The organism is Denitratimonas organivorans (assembly GCF_037478135.1).
Classification (GTDB): domain Bacteria; phylum Pseudomonadota; class Gammaproteobacteria; order Xanthomonadales; family Xanthomonadaceae; genus Denitratimonas.
The window spans coordinates 181,068-196,798 of the sequence record NZ_JBBHDV010000004.1; the positions used below are offsets into that span (position 1 = coordinate 181,068).

General features: G+C 65.7%; 9 protein-coding genes and 1 pseudogene. 3 read left to right on the top strand and 7 right to left on the bottom strand.

Annotation, left to right across the window (positions count from 1 at the left end; translation table 11 throughout):
- Positions 1-55 precede the first annotated feature (55 nt).
- The 6 genes and pseudogenes from epmA to WDB66_RS06240 form a co-directional block, all read right to left on the bottom strand.
- The gene (gene epmA, locus WDB66_RS06215) at positions 56-1,009 is read right to left on the bottom strand and encodes an EF-P lysine aminoacylase EpmA (protein ID WP_339397757.1); all 954 of its coding nucleotides are present in this window, start codon (positions 1,007-1,009) and stop codon (positions 56-58) included.
- 66 nt (positions 1,010-1,075) lie between these two features.
- A pseudogene (locus tag WDB66_RS06220) lies at positions 1,076-1,390 on the bottom strand (endonuclease domain-containing protein); the annotation flags it as partial.
- Positions 1,390-3,948 (bottom strand): NAD-dependent DNA ligase LigA, encoded by a 2,559-nt coding sequence (ligA, locus tag WDB66_RS06225; protein WP_339397665.1) that lies wholly within the window; start codon positions 3,946-3,948, stop codon positions 1,390-1,392. The gene ligA and the pseudogene WDB66_RS06220, both read right to left, overlap by 1 nt.
- A gap of 41 nt (positions 3,949-3,989) precedes the next feature.
- The gene (gene zipA, locus WDB66_RS06230; protein ID WP_339397666.1) at positions 3,990-4,781 is read right to left on the bottom strand and encodes a cell division protein ZipA; all 792 of its coding nucleotides are present in this window, start codon (positions 4,779-4,781) and stop codon (positions 3,990-3,992) included.
- A 153-nt stretch (positions 4,782-4,934) separates the two neighbouring features.
- A complete protein-coding gene (smc, locus tag WDB66_RS06235; protein ID WP_339397667.1) occupies positions 4,935-8,438 on the bottom strand; it encodes a chromosome segregation protein SMC in 3,504 nt (1,167 codons plus the stop codon).
- Between the two features lie 309 nt (positions 8,439-8,747).
- On the bottom strand, positions 8,748-9,134 hold the full coding sequence (locus WDB66_RS06240; RefSeq protein ID WP_339397668.1) for an outer membrane protein assembly factor BamE: 387 nt from the start codon (positions 9,132-9,134) through the stop codon (positions 8,748-8,750).
- A 154-nt stretch (positions 9,135-9,288) separates the two neighbouring features.
- Here WDB66_RS06240 and fur point away from each other — a divergent pair, with 154 nt between their 5' ends.
- The 3 genes from fur (at position 9,289) to WDB66_RS06255 (ending at position 12,193) form a co-directional block, all read left to right on the top strand.
- Positions 9,289-9,711 (top strand): ferric iron uptake transcriptional regulator, encoded by a 423-nt coding sequence (fur, locus tag WDB66_RS06245; protein WP_339397669.1) that lies wholly within the window; start codon positions 9,289-9,291, stop codon positions 9,709-9,711.
- Positions 9,712-9,828: 117 nt separating this feature from the next.
- Positions 9,829-11,826 carry a DEAD/DEAH box helicase gene (locus tag WDB66_RS06250; RefSeq protein ID WP_339397670.1) on the top strand — a complete coding sequence of 666 codons (1,998 nt, stop codon included), beginning with the start codon at positions 9,829-9,831 and terminating at the stop codon, positions 11,824-11,826.
- Between the two features lie 67 nt (positions 11,827-11,893).
- On the top strand, positions 11,894-12,193 hold the full coding sequence (locus WDB66_RS06255; protein ID WP_339397671.1) for a GIY-YIG nuclease family protein: 300 nt from the start codon (positions 11,894-11,896) through the stop codon (positions 12,191-12,193).
- Between the two features lie 143 nt (positions 12,194-12,336).
- Here the strand turns inward: WDB66_RS06255 and WDB66_RS06260 are convergent, their stop codons facing one another.
- Positions 12,337-15,645, bottom strand: a complete 3,309-nt coding sequence (locus WDB66_RS06260; protein WP_339397672.1) for an amidohydrolase family protein — start codon at positions 15,643-15,645, stop codon at positions 12,337-12,339.
- Positions 15,646-15,731 lie beyond the last annotated feature (86 nt).

Genomic DNA, 15,731 nt, shown 5'->3' on the forward strand with positions numbered 1-15,731 from the left:
CCTCACGCTGACCGGAACCACTGAGTGCACCAAAGCGGCAGGATCAATCTGTTGTTCAAGCCTGATCAAACGCGAAGGCCAGCACATCGGCGATGCGGTCGGTGCCGACCATCGCCATCAGCAGGCGTTCAATTCCCAGCGCTACGCCGGCGCATTCCGGCAGGCCGGTTTCAAGTGCCGCCAGCAGATGACCATCGATCGGCAACTCGCGCTGGCCGCGCGCCAGGCGGCGGCGGCTGTCGTTCTCGAAACGGGCGCGTTGTTCGGCCGCATCGGTCAGCTCGTGGTAGCCGTTGGCCAGTTCCTTGTCGCCCAGATACAGCTCGAAACGCTGCGCCACCGCATCCTCGCCCTGCCCGCTGATCCGCGCCAGCGCGCACTGGCTGGGTGGAAAATCGATCACCAGCGTCAGCGCATCGGCCGGGAAATCCGCTTGCAGCCGGTGGGTCATCAGAAGATCGAGCCAGTCATCGCGGGAAAGATCGTCGGCGAGGATGCCGTGGTCGGCCAGCGGCGCCTTCAGCTGCTCCAGCGGCGCGGTGAACGGGTCAAAGCCGAACGCGTTCTGGTAGAGGCTGCGATAGGTCCAGCGCACGCGTTGCAGCGGCTGATCCACGAGTGCCATCGCGCGTTCGACCAGATCGCTGGTTTCTTCCGCCAGTTCATGGTGGTCCCAGCCGATGCGGTACCACTCCAGCATCGTGAATTCGGGATTGTGCCGTCGCCCGGCCTCGCCATCGCGGAACACCCGTCCCAGCTCGTAGCAATCGCCGACGCCCTGCACCAGCAGGCGTTTCAGGGCGAACTCGGGTGAGGTGCGCATCCAGCGCTCGCGTGGTGCGGTGTCCGGCAATGGCCCGGAAAAACGGGTGCTGAAACTCTCGATGTTCGGCTCGGTATTGGCTCCGGCTGACAGGATGGGTGTTTCTACTTCCAGTACTCCGCGTGCGGCCATGAAGCTGCGGATGGTGCTGTAGAGGTTGGCGCGTAGGGTGAGGGAGGAGCGGATGGGGTTGGTGGGTAGAGCTGAGGTTTGGTCGGGATGAGGGGGTGTCGGGTCTTGCAGTGTCTGCCAGATCGCGGACATCACCTGATCTGTCCGGGCCAGTGCATCGTGATTCCGGAAGCGGATCACGCGCAGACCCGCAGCTTCCAGATAGGCGCCTCGATGTTCATCGGAGGCGGCCTGTTCCTGGTGCTGACCACTGTCCAACTCGATCACCAACCCCTTTTCGGCACAGAAAAAATCCACGATGCAGCCGCCCAGACGGTGCTGCCGCCGGAACTTCACACCCAGCTGGCGGTTGCGAAGCCGGGCCCACAGGCAGGAGTCGGCGTCGGTGGTGTTCTGGCGCAGCTGCTTCTCGTGTTGGATCGAGTCCCCGGACATCAGCCCTGCCCTTCAAGGAAAGCGAGCAGTTTTGCTTCGTCCCAGATGGCGATGCCCAGTTGCTGGGCCTTGGCCAGTTTGGAACCGGCGGCGTCGCCGGCGATGACGATGTCGGTCTTGGCGGAAACGCTGCCGACGGCTTTGGCGCCGAGGGCTTCGAGTTTGGCTTTGGCTTCGTCGCGGGTCATCGTGCTCAGGGTGCCGGTCAGCACCACGCTCTTGCCGTGCAGCGGTCCGTGGGCGCGGGTGCTGTGGGCGGGTGCCTGCGCCAGCAGCTTTTGGCGGGCCTGTTCGGCCTTCAGCAGTGCCTGGCGTGCGGCGGGATCGGCCAGATGGGCGGCCAGGTTTTCCGCGCCGGCGGCCGAAGCCCCGGCGCCGGCCCAATCGCTGGCATTGGCGGCCAGCAGGGCTTCCAGCGTGCCGTAGGCTTCGGCCAGCCGCTGCGTGCTTTTTTCGCCGAGCTTGTCCACCGGCAGCGTGCCGAGTAGGTGGGCTAGGTCCATGCGCTGGTGCAGTTCGGAAGACGGCGGGTGGCTGTCGGTGAACACGATGCCGGCTTCCAGCAGTGCATCGACCACGGCGGCGTTGCCCGGTTGTTCGAAGAAGGTCGCGATCGAACGCGCCACTTCGCGGCCGATGTCCGGCAGCGCCTGCAACAGCATCGCCGGGGTGCTGCGCACGGCGTCGAGCGAGCCAAGCCAGTGCGCCAGCGACTTGGCCGTGGTGTCGCCCAGATGCGGAATGCCGAGCGCGAAAAGGAAGCGCGGCAGCGTGGTCTGGCGGCTGGCGTCGATGCCGGCGATCAGGTTTTCCGCCCAGCGCGTGGCGAGATTGCCGCCCGGTTCGATCCGCAGGTGCTCGCGAAGGAAGCCGGCCTGCCGCCACTGCGCATCATCAGTGGCACCATTGGCCCCGTCATCGGTGAGGGTTTCGAGCATCGCCTGTGCTTCCTGCGAAATCCGCAAGGCGCCCTTGGACTGGCCCACCGCCAGCAGCAGTTCGGCCGGCGTGGCACTGTCCAGTGCCAGCTTCATCCGGACCAGGTCGGCGACATCCAGCGCGTAGAGATCGGCAGGGGAATGCACGAAGCCGAACTCGACCAGCGCCTCGGCCTGGCGCTCGCCCAATCCTTCGATATCCATCGCGCGGCGCGAGGCGAAGTGCCGCACGGCTTCCTTGCGTTGTGCCGGGCAGGTCAGCCCGCCGCTGCAACGCCAGGCCACGGCGCCCTCTTCCTGCACCAGTTCCGAGGCGCAGACAGGGCATTGAGCCGGCATCCTCCACGGCCTTGCATCGGCCGGGCGGTTTTCGGGAATCACGCGTACGATTTCGGGAATCACATCGCCGGCCCGTCGCACGATCACGCTGTCGCCCTCGCGCACATCCAGCCGCGCGATCTGGTCGGCGTTGTGCAGCGTGGCGTTGGTGACAGTGACGCCGGCGACCTGCACTGGTTCCAACCGTGCCACCGGTGTGGCCGCGCCAGTGCGGCCGATCTGCACTTCGATGGCGCGCAGCACGGTGGCCTGCTCCTGGGCCGGGAACTTGTGCGCGATGGCCCAACGCGGTGCACGCGAAACAAAACCCATGGCCTGCTGCTGGGCGTAATCGTCCAGTTTGTAGACCACGCCGTCGATGTCGTACGGCAGGGAATCACGTTGCGCGCCGATCTTGCGGTAATAGGCGATCAGGCCGTCGAAACCACGCGCTGTATCGGCTTCCGGTGCGACCGGCAGGCCGAGTTCGCGCAGTAGTTGCAGCGTTTGCGAATGGCTGGGCGGCAGCTCCAGACCGCGCACTTCGCCGATGCCATAGGCGAAAAACGCCAACGGCCGGCGTCGGGTGACGGCTGGATCCAGTTGCCTCAAGGAACCGGCGGCGCCGTTGCGCGGGTTCGCCAGCAGTTTCTCGCCCCGCTCCAGCGCGGCGGCGTTCCACTGCTCGAACGCCTTGCGCGGCATGTAGATTTCGCCGCGCACTTCCAGCACCTTGGGCAATGGACCGGCGCTGTCACGCAGGCGCAGCGGCAGCGGGCGCACCTGGCGCAGGTTGGCGGTGACATCCTCGCCCACGCTGCCGTCACCGCGGGTCGCGCCCTGGACGAAATGGCCGTGTTCGTAGCGCAGGCTGATCGCCAGCCCGTCGAGCTTGGGTTCAACCGAAAACAGCGGATCGCGCAAGCCCAGTTCGCGTTCGATGCGGCGTTCGAAATCGGCCACTTCGGCAAAGCGCAGGCGATCGTCGGCGTCATCGGGCGCGGAAGGATTCTGGAAGGCGTTGTTCAGCGACAGCATCGGCAGTGCGTGCCGGACTTCGGGAAAACCGCCGTCCGGGCGCTGGCCGACCGTGCGCGTGGGCGAATCGGGCGTCAGCAGTTCCGGGTGTTGGGTTTCGAGCGCTTCCAGTTCGCGCAGCAGGCGGTCGAACTCGGCGTCCGGAATGTCCGGGTCGTCGAGCACGTGGTAGCGGTAGTTGGCATCCTCGATGCGGCGGCGCAGCTGCCGGACCTGTGTAGCCGGATCGCTGCTACCGGAAGTGTGGGCAGTATCGGTGTCCATGCCGGCAATTCTACCGGCGCGGGGTCATTCCAGGCGCGGTTTCACCAGCGGCGCTGGGCCTGCTTTTCCTGTTCGCGGTCGAAGCTGCGCAGGTCGTCGCGCAGGTGCGCGATGCGCTGCCGGCCCAAGGTGTTGTGGTCCTCGTCCAGCACCACGGCATCGAGCAGTTCGGCCATGCGCTGGGCGGTGGGCAGCATGGTTTCCCAGGCATCCAGCGCCGGCAGCGGGCCGGGCAGCGTCATGAAGAAGGCCAGGCCCGGGGTATCGATATCGTGCACATTGCGCAGGTCGAAATGGCCGGGTTTGACCAGATTGGCAACGCTGAACACCGGTTCGGCCTCGGGTTTGCCGTCGGCAAGACGATGGAAAATGCCCATGTGGCCGTAGACCAGACCGGCCTTTTCCGCCGCGATGACGATGGCCGCGCCATCCAGCGACTGCCCTTCGCGCGCCGCCACGAACAGCGTGACGATGCGCTGCGGAGCGTTGTCGCCACGCCGGCCGATGCCGGGATCGCCGACCTGCTCGGCTGCGCGCCCGTCGTCGGCGCGGGCATCATCAGCAGCCGCATTGCTGCCAAGGGTGCGTTCGATCAGGGCCAGTTCGTCCTGGATCGCGAAATCGGGTTCCGTGCCGTCCAGCCCTTCCGGATCGCCAAGACCGGCGTCTTCGGAGTCGTCGTTCCAGCGGGGTTCGCGGCGCTGATCATCGCGCGCTGCATCCACGCGTCGGCCCTGGCCGGGCTTGCGCGGGCGGCCGAATACCGCGATGGCGATCAGGACCAGGATGCCTGCGATTGCAAGCGGGATGCCGATGTCGGGGTTCCAGTTCATGCGGCGATTATAGGGGCAGTGCCGCGCACGGAAAGATGCCGCGTGCGCCGGGCGCCGCTGCCGGCACGATGGCCCGCCGCAGCGGGCCTGCTGCACACGCAGCACCGGGCGGCAGCGCATATGACCTGCGGCCTGGGCGTGCGGCGCGGGAAATCATTGCGCGCCGGCCAGCTTGGTGGCTTCGGCCAGATCCACCGATACCAGGCGCGAAACGCCGGGCTCGCGCATCGTGACACCGGCCAGTTGGCGCGCGGCTTCCATCGTCGATTTGTTGTGCGTGACGAACAGGAACTGCACCTTCTCGCTCATCTCCGACACCATCGCCGAGAAGCGCCCGACGTTGGCCTCGTCCAGCGGCGCGTCGACCTCGTCCAGCAGGCAGAACGGCGCGGGGTTGAGCTGGAAGATCGCGAACACCAGCGCCACCGCCGTCATCGCCTTTTCGCCGCCGGACAGCAGCGAGATGTTCGATACGCGCTTGCCGGGCGGGCGCGCCATGATCGCCACGCCGGTATCGAGCAGGTCTTCGCCGGTCAGTTCCAGATAGGCGTGACCGCCGCCGAACAGGCGCGGGTACAGCTCCTGCACGCCGGCGTTGACGCGGTCGAAGGTGTCCTTGAAGCGGCCCCGGGTTTCGCGGTCGATCTTCTTGATCGCGCCTTCCAGTGTTTCCAGTGCCGAGACCAGATCGTCGTTCTGCGCGTCCAGGTACTCCTTGCGCTGCTGGGCTTCGCCGTATTCGGCGATGGCGGCCAGGTTGACGGGCTCCAGCCGGCGGATGCGGGTTTCCAGATCCGCCACGGCCTGTTTCCATGCGCCGACATTGGCGTCGTCCGGCAGTTCGGCCAGCACCTGCGACAGCTCCAGTCCGGCCGCGACGATGCCTTCGTCCAGCCCGGCGATGCGCAGCACCAGACCTTGTTCGGACAGGCGTTTTTGCTGGATCGCCTCACGTGCCAGCAGGGCCTGCTGGTCGGCGTGCTGGCGCTGGGCCTCGTAGCGGCGCATTTCCGCATCGACGCCTTCGATGCCTGAACGGGCCGCGGCCAGGTCACGTTCGGCGACGATGCGCTGTTCCAGGAAGGTCTGGCGCTCGGCGTCCAGCGCCGCAATCGGGGCATCGCCCTGGGAAAGCTGTGCGGCCAGTTCGGTTTCGCGTTGCTGCAGCTGCTCGCGCTGGGTCTGCATGCGCAGCAGCGCCTGATTCAGCGCGGCGACCTGGGTACGCGCGGCTTCCAGTTTCAGTGCGATCTGGTGCGCGGCATCGCGGGCTTCACGTGCGGTGCTGCGGGCGGCGTCGCGCTGTTCGGTCAGGTGGCGGCGTTGGCTTTCCAGCGCGATACGGGTGTTTTCCTGCGTGGCCATCAGCGCCAGCGAGGTTTCCAGACCCTGGCGGGCTTCGCGTGCGCGCTCCTGCGCGTCGCGCGTGGTCTGTTCGATCTGCGCCAGCTCGGTATCGATGCGTGCCAGCCGGCCGCTGGCCGATTCCAGCTTGCCCTGCTGGCTCTGCATCTGGCCGGAGAGTTCGGCCACGCTGCGGTGCGCCAGGTACAGCGCACGTTGCGCGTCCTCGCGTTGCTGTTCGGCCTGGGCGATCTGTTCGCGCAGTTCGGTGATGGTGTCCTGGGTGGTGGTTTCGCGCTCGGCCAGTTCCTCGATTTCCTCGCGCAGCGTCTTGATGTCGCGTTCGCGCAGCAGTGCGCCCTGCCCGGCACCGGCTTCACGCGCGATGCGCAGCCAGCCCGCGCCGAGCCAGTCGCCGCTGCGGGTCACGACCGCTTCGTGTGCGGCCAGTGTCGGCAGCAGACGTTGGGCGGTCTCCAGATCTTCGGCGGTGTGGATCGAAGCCAGCCAGCGTCGCGCGGCGTCCGGCCCCTGCACCCGCGCGGCGAGTGAGCCTGCGGGCACGTCGAGCGCGCTGCGGGTCTGTTCGATCAGCGCCAGACGGCCACCATCGAAATCGGCGATGGCCGGCAGCAAGGCTTGCGGGGCATCCACGACGGCGGCTTCGATCAGGTGGCCGAGCACGGTTTCCACTGCGGTTTCCCAGCCCGGCTCCACCTCCAGGGTTTCGCCCAGGCGGACACTGCTGTCCAGGCCGTGGCTTGCCAGCCATTCCTGCGCGGCGCCTTTTTCCTGCCCGAGTGCGGCGTGCTGCAGGGCTTCCAGCGATGCCAGGCGGCCGCGCCCGGTTTCGCCCAGCTTGCGGGTTTCGGACAGTTCGCTTTGCAGCCGGCGCTGCTGTTCCTGCAACGTCAGCAGGGCCTGTTTGCGTTCTTCCAGCACGTCGCCGAGCGTGTCCAGGCCGGCGCGTTGCAGGTCGTGGTCGGAAGTGATGCGTTCCAGTTCCTGCGCCAGTGCATCCACGTCCAGCGTGGCGCGTTCGGTGGTGAGGGCTTCTCTGCGGCGCTCGCCTTCCAGCGTCTGCCGGTCCAGGTATTCGATCTTGGTGCGTTCGACTTCGGCCGCGCGCGTGGTTTCCGAGCTGAGACGGCTGTGCTCATCCCATTCCACCTGCCATTGCGCCAGCGCGTTTTCGATTTCGCGCAGCGATTCCTGGCGGGCGCCGTCATCACCACTGAGCAGGGCCAGTTGAGGCTCGGCTTCGGCGATCTCCAGTGCGAGGGTTTCGCGCCGGGTTTCGTCCTGCGCGATGTCTTCGGCCAATGCTGCAATCTGGTCGGTGGTTTCGGCATGGGTTTTGGCCAGACGTTCGCCCAGTTCGCGCTGGTGCCGGATCTGCTGTTCAACCCGCGCGATATCCGAACCGACGCGGTAGCTTTCGCCCTGCGCTTGCGACAGACGTTCGGTGGCCTCGCTGTGTTGCTCGCGGCACAGCTCGATCTGCGCTTCGGCCTGGCGCTGCTCGGCAATCAGGGCTTCGAGCCGGGTTTCCTCCTGCGCGATGGTTTCGCGCAGCGCGACCAGCTCGCTGTCCAGCTGGCGGTATTCCAGTGCCTTGAGCTGGGCCTCCTTGATGCGCTGGTCTTCCTTGTACTGCTGGTACTGCTCGGCCTGGCGGGCCTGGCGTTTCAGATGCTCAAGCTGCTTGTCAACTTCTTCGCGCAAGTCATTGAGGCGATCAAGGTTTTCGCGAGTGTGACGAATGCGTTGTTCGGTTTCCTTGCGGCGCTCCTTGTATTTGGAGATGCCGGCGGCCTCTTCCAGGAACACGCGCAGTTCTTCGGGCCGGGCCTCGACGATCTGGCTGATCATGCCCTGCTCGATGATCGAATAGCTGCGCGGCCCAAGACCGGTGCCCAGGAACAGGTCGGTGATGTCGCGGCGGCGGCAGCGGGTGCCGTTGAGGTAGTAGCTGGACTGGCCGTCGCGGCTGACCAGGCGCTTGACCGAGATTTCGTTGAAGGCGGCGTATTCGCCAGTCAGGGTGCCGTCGCTGTTGTCGAAGATCAGTTCGACCGTGGCCTGCCCGACCGGTTTGCGCGAGGTCGAACCGGAAAAGATCACGTCGGTCAGCGAGTCGCCACGCAGGCGGCTGGCCGATGATTCGCCCATGACCCAGCGCACCGCATCGATGATGTTGGATTTGCCGCAGCCATTGGGCCCGACCACAGCGGTCATGTTCGTGCGCAGGTGCAGCGTGGTGGGGTCGACGAAGGACTTGAAGCCGGACAGCTTGATCGTGGACAGGCGCATGCGGCGGGGTTTCCGGTTCCGGGCCAGGGACACGGCCCGGATGGACGGGAAGCCGTCACCTCTGGACCATCGATTCCCGTGGGCCGCCTTTGGCCGTCGGGATTTCGACCCGACAGTATAACTGTGCGGCGGCACAGCTTAGCGCGTGGGACGCGTGTTCGCCCGTTCGGGCCGAGGCTGCAGCACCGTGTAAGCCCCTCGCTGCCGACGCGGACATGGGCCTGCCAGGGGCCAGGCCGGCTTCAGTGCGGCAGTGGCGATCAGGTTGCTGGCGGTGCAGTGCGAACCTTCACGGCACCGCCGGCCGGATCAGCGCTGCTGGCTCTTCTTCTTGTCGCGCGGCAGGTTGCCATAGCGCGAGATGTGGCGGTACAGCGCCAGATCGTCGTTTTCCAGATAGTCGCCTTCGACACTGGCCAACACGTCGCCATCGAAGTTCAACACCAGATTGCGCACCTCCATCGGTGCGCCACGGCGACTGATGGTGGACACGTAGTCCCAGCGCGAGGCGTGGAACGGATCCTGCACCGAGGGCGAACCCAGCAGGCTGTGCACCTGGCGCTTGGTCAGGCCCGGCTTCACCTGTGCCACGTTGTCGGGATCGAGCAGGTTGCCCTGGTAGATGTCGACCTTGTAGAGGACACCACAGCCCCCGAGCAGGACGGCGATCAGGGCAGCGAGGACGAGCTTGGGCATCGGACAATCCGCAGGTTACAAAACGCCCCGATGATACACTAGTACCCGACCGCGGAATGAACCGCCTGAGGCCGCAAACGCACCGCCAACATCGGCTGCGGGCATCGGAAGGCACCGGCGGTAGCCCCTTTTACGCATGGATACTTCAGAAATGATGGAGGGACTTCCCGTGGAATTGCAGGATCTCCGCAAGGTCGGCCTGAAGGTGACGCACCCGCGCGTGCGCATCCTGGAAGTGCTGGCCCAGGCGCGCCCGCGTCACATGACCGCCGAGGACATCTACCGCCACCTCAAGGACATGGAAGAGGACATCGGCCTGGCCACCGTGTACCGGGTGCTGACCCAGTTCGAAGCCGCCGGGCTGGTGCTCAAACACAATTTCGAAGGCGGCCAGGCCGTGTTCGAACTGGACCGCGGCGAACACCACGACCACATGGTCGACATCGAAAGCGGCAAGGTCATCGAGTTCACCCATCCGGACATCGAGCGCCTGCAGCACGAGATCGCCGAAGCCCACGGCTACGTGATCGAAGACCACTCGCTGGTGCTGTACGTGCGGCCCAAGCGCAAGAAGTGATTTCCTGCGCCCGTCCGGCGGCGCCGGACGGGCTGTGTACCGCCAGTTGCAACTGCAGGTATACGGCGATTGCACGACAGTGCCGGGAATGACCCCTTCCCGTGGGATAATCCCGGGATGACCACTCCTTCCATTCCCGCTGCGGCAGGTTTTGCCGCGCTTTCGCTGTCTGCGCCATTGCTGCAGGCCCTGTCCGATGTCGGCTACGAGGCGCCTTCGCCGATCCAGGCCGCCACCATTCCTCCGTTGCTGGAGGGCCGCGATCTTGTTGGCCAGGCCCAGACCGGCACCGGCAAGACCGCCGCGTTCGCGTTGCCGGTGCTCAACAGCATCGATACCCGCCTGCCGAAGACCCAGGCGCTGGTACTGGCGCCGACACGCGAACTGGCGATCCAGGTTGCCGAAGCCTTCCAGAAATACGCTACCCACCTGCCCGGCTTCCACGTGTTGCCGATCTACGGCGGCCAGGCCTACGGCAGTCAGCTGCATGGCCTCACGCGCGGTGCGCATGTGGTGGTGGGCACGCCCGGGCGCCTGATCGACCATCTGGAACGCGGCTCGCTGGATCTTTCGCAACTGCGCTGCCTGGTGCTGGACGAAGCCGATGAAATGCTGCGCATGGGCTTCATCGACGATGTCGAAGCCATCCTGAAAAAGACCCCGGAACAGCGCCAGGTCGCGCTGTTCTCGGCCACGATGCCGCCGCAGATCCGGCGCATCGCGCAGACCTATCTGAAAGACCCAATCGATGTCGCGATCGCCGCCAAGACCCGCACCGCCACCAACATCCGCCAGCGCTACTGGCTGGTCGGGGGCATGCAGAAGCTGGATGCGATCACGCGCCTGCTGGAGGTCGAAAAGTTCGACGGCATGATCGTGTTCGCCCGCACCAAGCAGGCCACCGAGGAACTGGCCGACCGCCTGCAGGCACGCGGTTTTGCCGCCACCGCGATCAACGGCGACATTCCGCAGCCGCTGCGCGAACGTGCGGTGCAGAAGCTCAAGGATGGCCAGCTCGACATCCTCGTGGCGACCGACGTGGCGGCGCGCGGCCTGGACGTGGAGCGCATCAGCCACGTGCTGAACTACGACATCCCGTATGACGTGGAAAGCTATGTGCATCGCATCGGCCGTACCGGCCGCGCCGGGCGCAGTGGCGAGGCGATCCTGTTCGTGACCCCGCGCGAGCGCGGCATGCTGCGCGCGATCGAACGCGCCACGCGCCAGCCGATCGAGATCATGGCGATGCCAACTGCGCACCAGGTCAACGACCAGCGTATCGAGCGCTTCAAGCAGCGTATCGATTCGGTGCTGGAAGACGAACAGGCTAGTGACGAGCTGGATCTGTACCGCAACCTGTTGGCCGAGTACGAGCGTGAACACGACGCCTCGCTGCTGGATGTCGCTGCCGCGCTGGCCAAGCTGACCCAGGGCGGCACCCCGCTGCTGATGCAGCCCGACCCGGAGCCGGTGGCACCGCCGCGCAAGCCCAAGGCCGAGCGCAGGTTCGATCAGGCCTCGCCGCATCAGCGCGACCACCACACCGGCGAAGGCGCCACCCAGCGCACCATGCGGCCGCGCGAGGCCGGTTTTGAAACCTACCGCATCGCCGTGGGCCATGCGCACCGGGTCAAGCCCGGCAATATCGTCGGCGCGATCGCCAACGAGGCCGGGCTGGAATCGCGCCATATCGGTCGCATCGACATCCGCGACGACCACAGCTACGTCGACCTGCCGCCCGGCATGCCGCCAGAAACCCTGACCCATCTGCAGAGCGTATGGGTCGCCGGGCAACGTCTTCGGATCGAACGTCACGAGGGCGAAGTTCCGCTGGCACCACGCATCCAGCGCGGTCGTCCGAACTTCGATGGCGTGCGCCGCGACCATTCCCCTGCATCCCAGCCGCCGCCGCGTCGCTACCGGCGTGATGACGGCGCTTCTGGTGAGGGTGGCTTCCCGCCGCGCCGACACGGTGCCGGTGGCCCCGGCCATCGTGCGGATGGCGCTCCGCCACGTCGCCATGGCAGTGACAGGCCGGCAGGCGGCAAACCACCCTTCGCTGGGCCGCGCGGCGGCGGCAAGGCCGGCTTCAAGCCGCCGACACGCAACAAGTAAGTGACCCTGAGAGGGTGGCGAAGCGCTCACGTGTCTCGCGTCATCCTCAAAGAGCGAGCGAAAACCGATGGCGGTGATCTACAAAATCACCTACCCAAATGGAAAGATCTACGTTGGGCAGGACCGTACCGACAGCATCAATTACTTCGGAAGTGCCGATAGCTGCCTGATCGCAAAGGACTTTACCAAGGAAGAGCGCCGAAGCTTCGTGGTGCGGCGGGATATTCTTTGGGAAACGGAAGATGCGACCCGTCAGGAGATCAATGCCAAGGAGCTGGAGTACATCCTTCTCCTGCAATCCAACAATCCCGATGTCGGCTACAACCGTTGGCCGCGCTTTGTTGCAGATCGCAAATCCGTTGTCTGAAGGCGGAAGAACCACAAGGATCCGCAGCTTTCAGTCTGTTGATGCACCTACATCCTCGACAATCGCTTCTTCACGAAGCAAAAAAACGCCGCCGCCATTATCTGGCGGCGGCGTTTTTCATGAGCTTCAGTGGCTTGTTGCCCTCAGTGGCTGTGCGGCACGCCGGATTTCGGGCAGTGGCAGGGCATGGTGGGGCCGTATTCGACGCCGTAGCCGTGCGCATCCTGATGCCGCTGCCAGTAGAAGGTCGGGGCCGGGACGGCTCGGTTGCCGATTTCGGCCATGTCGGCATCGACATCGAACAGGCGGCCATTGACCATCACGTAACGGGTATCGGCGGTGGCGCGGATGTCATCCAGCGGGTTGCTATTAAGCACCACCAGGTCCGCCTTCTTGCCCACTTCCAGCGAGCCGAGCTGCTTGCCGAAACCGATCGAATCCACGCCATCGATGGTGAAGGCGCGCAGCGCTTCCCAGTTCGTGAAGCCGCCCTGCACCAGACTCCAGGCTTCCCAGTGCGGCGACAGGCCCTGCAACTGGCCGTGGCCGCCGACCTGGATCTTCACACCGGCATCGCGCAGCGCCTTCTTCGCCCGCGCCACTTCGATGTGGTAGTAGTCCCAATCCGGTGCGGTTTCACGTCGGATGCTGCGTGCATCCAGCGTCTCGCGCGGGAAGAAGCGCGCCAGTTTGCCGTCCAGCCAGACCTCGTCGCGCGCATACCACCAGTACTCGCCGGACAGGCCACCATAGCTGACCACCAGCGTCGGCGTGTTGCGCACATCGGTATGGCGCCACAGCTCGATCACGTCGCGGTACAGCGGGGCGATCGGCAGATTGTGCTCAATCGTCGTGGCGCCATCCAGAATCATCGTCATGTTGTGGTGGAAGGTGGAGCCGCCCTCCTCCACCACCAGCATGCCGAGCTCACGCGCGGCCTGGTTGACCTGCTGGCGCTGGTCGCGGCGCGGCTGGTTGTAGCTCTTGACGCTGAACGCGCCGTTGGCCTGCATCCGGCGCAGATGCGAGCGCGCATCGTCGGCGGAATCGATCACCGCCTTGAAGTCGCCATCGGCGCCGTACAGGATCGTGCCGGTGGAGTAGATGCGCGGCCCGACCATCGCACCGGCCTTGACCAGTTCGGCCTGCGAGAACACCAGTTCGGTGGTGGCCGAAGGATCGTGCGTGGTGGTGATGCCGAAGGCCAGGTTGGCGTAATAGGCCCAGTTCTGCTGCGGCACGACGCCGCCGCCGAAGTGCGCCACGTGTGCATGCACGTCGGCATAGCCGGGCACGATGGTCTTGCCGGCAGCATCGATCACGCGCGCGCCGGCGGGAACCGTGACGTTCTCACCCACCGCGCGAATCTCGTCGCCGACCACCAGCACGGTGCCGTTCTCGATTACTTCCTGCGTGTTCCGCGCATCGCGCATCGTGATGATGCGGGCGTTGGTGAAGGCCACGGTGTCCTTCGGCGTATCCACTGCGGCGCTCAGGCCGAGCTTCACGCCCTTGGCGGATTCGGGCTTGGGCAGTTCCTTCGGCGCGCCGGGCACGAAGGTGAACAGATCCTTCAGATCACGGCTGAAGTATTCATCGCCGACCACCCAATGCAGCGACCTGGAGTTGGCCGCCCAATGCAGATAAGAACCCGCATCCTGACTCACCTGGGTCACCGGGATGGCCTTGCTGTCCTTGGACAGGGCGATGCTGCCACCGGTCTGCGGCATGGGTGCGACGTAGGCATTGAACAACTCGGTGAAAGCGACCCACTTGCCGTCCGGGCTGAGCGCGACCAGGTTCGGATATTTCAGATCCAGCACCTCGCGCACGTCCTCGCCGTTGAGGCCGACCGACATCAGCTTCTTCGACAGCCCGCCACCGCTGAAATACAGCACGCGTGTGCCATCGGCCGAGAACTGCGGCTGGCTGCCGTGCGCGGCCAGTTTGCGTGCTTCGCCGCCCTGCGCCGGCACGATGAAGATGCCGCGTTCGCCCGACCACATCGCGCCGGTCATGCCACCGCCTCCGGTGCGGCTGTAGACGATGTGACGGGCATCGGGCGAGTGCGTCGGGCCATAGTAGAAGCCCGGTTGCGTGGTGATGGTGCGCTCGCTGCCGCTGGCAAGATCGCGCTCGATGATCTGCACCAGTTCGGCATCGCTCCAGCGGGTGTAGAGCAGCTTGCGCCCGTCCGGGCTGAAGCTGGGCTGGTATTCGGAAACACCGCTGCTGGCGGTCAGTCGCTGCGGACGGCCGTTGGGCAAGGCGCGGGTATACAGATGACCCAGCGCATGGAACACCACGGTTTTGCCGTCCGGCGAGGTCGCCACGTCACGGATCATCTGCGGCGTGAAGCTGCCTTCCTCCAGTTTCTGCTCGAAGCGCAGCGGCGCTGCCAACGCCTGCTCGACCTGGGCCCGGAACGGAATCTTGGTGGCCTCACCCTTTTCCGCATCCACCCGCCAGATGCCCCCCTGCGCCCAGATCACCAGCGCCGAGGCATCCGGCAGCCAGTTGAAGTTGGTGTACGGGCCGAAGATCGCCCAGGCTTCCTGCTGGTCGTGGCTCAGGCCGTCCCAGAGCGGGCGCACATGGCCCGACTCCAGTCCCATCAGGTGCAGCACGCTCTTTTCCCGCACGCGCTTGACGAAGGCCAGATGCTTGCCGTCCGGCGATGGCTGTGGCCGCACCGCGCCGCCGGCCGAATCGACCACGGTATCGATCTGGCCGTTCTGGCGGTCCAGGCGCTTGATCGCGTAGATCGTGTCGTGCGGGTTCTTGTTGTACTGGAACATCGGCCCGGGCGTGACGTCTTCGGAGAAGTACACGTAGCGCCCATCCGGCGACAGCGCCGGTTCGCCCAGATCCTGCTGGTCGTTCTTCTGCTTGGTCAGTTGCAGGCCGTCGCCGCCACTGACGTGGTACATCCACAGCTCGCCGGCACCCAGCGAACGACGCCCGGTGAAGTGCTTGCGGCCGATCAGGTACTGCCCATCCGGCGTCCAGGCCGGGTTGTTGAGCAGGCGGAAGCGCTCCTTGGTGACCTGCACCGGATTCTTGCCGTCCACGCCGATGCGCCACAGGTTGTTGCCGCCGTCGCGGTCCGAGGTGAAGGCCAGTTGTTTTCCGTCCGGCGAGAAGCGCGGCTGGATGTCCCAGGCTGGGCCGGAGGTGATGCGCTGCGCGTTGCCGCCTTCGATCGGCAACAGGTACAGATCACCCAGCAGCGAGAACGCGATGCGGCGACCGTCCGGGCTCACGTCCAGATCCATCCAGGTGCCTTCGTCGGTGCTGAACTTCGCCGTGGTTGCCACCGGCAGCGCGGTGGCAACGTCCCAGCGCGGTGCATCGGCCGGCTTCTTCTGTGCGGCGGCCAGGCCGGAAGCGGCCACCAGTGCGGCGCACAGGGTGATGGAAACAATCGATTTCACGGGGCGTGGAATGGGCATGCGGGCAACGTCCTGCGGGTGGGCGAAAGCCGCCACGTTACGTCATCGGGTGCGGGAAGACACCTGTCGAAAGTGCTGCCTGATGG

Excerpts from the sequence above, each read along its gene's own strand:
- ligA (WP_339397665.1), bottom strand. The coding sequence starts at position 3,948 with ATGGACACCGATACTGCCCACACTTCCGGTAGCAGCGATCCGGCTACA.
- zipA (WP_339397666.1), bottom strand. The coding sequence starts at position 4,781 with ATGAACTGGAACCCCGACATCGGCATCCCGCTTGCAATCGCAGGCATC.
- smc (WP_339397667.1), bottom strand. The coding sequence starts at position 8,438 with ATGCGCCTGTCCACGATCAAGCTGTCCGGCTTCAAGTCCTTCGTCGAC.
- WDB66_RS06240 (WP_339397668.1), bottom strand. The coding sequence starts at position 9,134 with ATGCCCAAGCTCGTCCTCGCTGCCCTGATCGCCGTCCTGCTCGGGGGC.
- fur (WP_339397669.1), top strand. The coding sequence starts at position 9,289 with ATGGAGGGACTTCCCGTGGAATTGCAGGATCTCCGCAAGGTCGGCCTG.
- WDB66_RS06250 (WP_339397670.1), top strand. The coding sequence starts at position 9,829 with ATGACCACTCCTTCCATTCCCGCTGCGGCAGGTTTTGCCGCGCTTTCG.
- WDB66_RS06255 (WP_339397671.1), top strand. The coding sequence starts at position 11,894 with ATGGCGGTGATCTACAAAATCACCTACCCAAATGGAAAGATCTACGTT.
- WDB66_RS06260 (WP_339397672.1), bottom strand. The coding sequence starts at position 15,645 with ATGCCCATTCCACGCCCCGTGAAATCGATTGTTTCCATCACCCTGTGC.